This window comes from Microbacterium sp. K35 (genome assembly GCF_004794375.1).
GTDB classification, from domain to species: Bacteria; Actinomycetota; Actinomycetes; order Actinomycetales; family Microbacteriaceae; genus Microbacterium; species Microbacterium sufflavum.
Genome location: NZ_SSDM01000005.1, coordinates 1 through 1,746, shown reverse-complemented (window position 1 = coordinate 1,746; position 1,746 = coordinate 1). Strand labels below are relative to the sequence as shown.

Here is a 1,746-nt window from a genome sequence, read left to right as displayed (position 1 = left end):
CGGCGGGGCGCGGCGCCTCGGCGAGCACGGGTGCCGGACCCGCGGAGCCCCCGAGGGCCTCGGCGTCGGCCGGCTCCAGCTCGGCGCTGACCGCGGCGGCCAGGACGATCCCGGTGTGCACGGGCAGGGCGGTGCCGGCGTCGTCGTCGTCCACCGTGATCTCGACCGCCGACGCACCGGGGACGAACCGCTCGCTCCACGTGGTCACGTCGGCGCCGGAGAACGACGCGGTCTCGCTGTCCGCGCCGGTCACGCGCACCGTGGGGGCACCGCGCACGGCCACGCGGGCGTCGGCCCCCTCCAGCACCGCCGCGACGAACGGCGGCATCGCGGAGAACGAACCGCCGGCCTGCGTCGTGAGCACGTCGATGACCGTGGCGAGGCTGCGTTCCGCGGGCAGGCGCTCCCAGAGCGTCGTCACGGTCGCGCCGGGCACGTCGGGCGGCAGCGCCACCAGGGCGCCGGGGATCACGATCAGGTACCACGGTCCCGGTCGGTAGATCGTCTGCATCAGCGAACCCCTCCTGCTGCGGCCTCGCGCGGGCGCGTGTCGGCGTCGATGTCGGTGTCGTCGGACAGCAGCAGCGTGCCCGGTCGCGACGCGACCGACACCGCGTCGACGACGACCACGGTGATGTTGTCCCGGCCACCGGCCTGCACGGCCTCGTCGACCAGGAGGTCGGCGGCGCGCTGCGGATCAGGCTCCGCGCCGAGGATCTGGGTGATGCGGGCGTCGGGCACCTCGGTCGTGAGCCCGTCGGAGCAGATGAGCATGCGGTCGCCGAGCTCGGCCGGGAACAACCAGTAGTCCGCGTCGCCCGTGCTGCTCGCGCCGATCGCGCGCGTGATGATGTTGCGGCGGCGGTCGTGCGCGGCCTCTTCGATCGTCAGCTCGCCCGACTCGATGAGCTCCTGCACCACCGAGTGGTCGACGCTGATCTGCTCCAGCTCGCCGTCCGCGAAGCGGTAGGTGCGCGAGTCGCCGATGTTGACCGTGAGCCAGTAGCCCATGCCCTCGACCGAGGCGACGACCACGCCGCTGAGGGTGGTGCCCGCGCGGCCGTTGCCGGTCGTGGACAGCTCCTCGACCGCCGTGCGCGCCCGCGCCAGCGCCTCGAGCAGGTCGTCGAGCTCCAGGTCGGTGCGACCGATGAAGCGCGCGAACTCGTCGATCACCGCGGCGCTCGCGCGCTCCCCCGCCTCGTGGCCGCCCATGCCGTCGGCGACCAGGAACAGGGGGGAGCTGGCCATGTAGGCGTCTTCGTTGAGCGGGCGGCGCAGACCCGAGTGGGTCGCAGCCCCCGTGGACACCACGAGCGGGGCGGTCATGCGTAACCTCCGACCATCACCACGCGGTCGCCGATCTCGATCACGTCGCCGAGCCGGATCGGCACGCGCTGGCCGGCCGGGCACGCGATGCGCTGACCGTCGCGCACGATCGTGAGGCCGTTCGTGGAGTGCCGGTCGAGCACCCAGCCACCCGAAGCCTCGGACGCGGCCTCGAAGTGGGTCTTCGACAGCGACAGCGTCTCGTCGCGCACGGGCACGATCACCGCGCCCTCCTCGACCGCGGGGTTGCGGCCGAACACCGTGCGCCGCGAGACCGGGACGCGGGTGCCGTCGTCCCACGTGAAGACCAGCCGGTGCCCGGGGATGCTGATGCGCGTCTCCTCCAGGTCGTCGGTCGCGGGCGCGACGACGGCAGGGGCAGGCGCGGCGGAGGCGGCGGGCGCGGATGCGGGGGCG

The 1,746-nt window shown here is 74.0% G+C and carries 2 protein-coding genes and 1 pseudogene; all 3 read right to left on the bottom strand.

Translation table 11 applies throughout. The annotated features are described in order from the left end of the window. Positions 1–511, bottom strand: a pseudogene (locus tag DW299_RS00030) (hypothetical protein); the annotation flags it as partial. Next, positions 511–1,329, bottom strand: a complete 819-nt coding sequence (locus DW299_RS00025) for a PP2C family protein-serine/threonine phosphatase (protein ID WP_136031075.1) — start codon at positions 1,327–1,329, stop codon at positions 511–513. The gene DW299_RS00025 and the pseudogene DW299_RS00030, both read right to left, overlap by 1 nt. Further along, a partial coding sequence (locus tag DW299_RS18720) for an FHA domain-containing protein (protein ID WP_240745265.1) occupies positions 1,326–1,746 on the bottom strand: 421 nt, incomplete at its 5' end. The genes DW299_RS00025 and DW299_RS18720, both read right to left, overlap by 4 nt.

Excerpts from the sequence above, each read along its gene's own strand:
- DW299_RS00025 (WP_136031075.1), bottom strand. The coding sequence starts at position 1,329 with ATGACCGCCCCGCTCGTGGTGTCCACGGGGGCTGCGACCCACTCGGGT.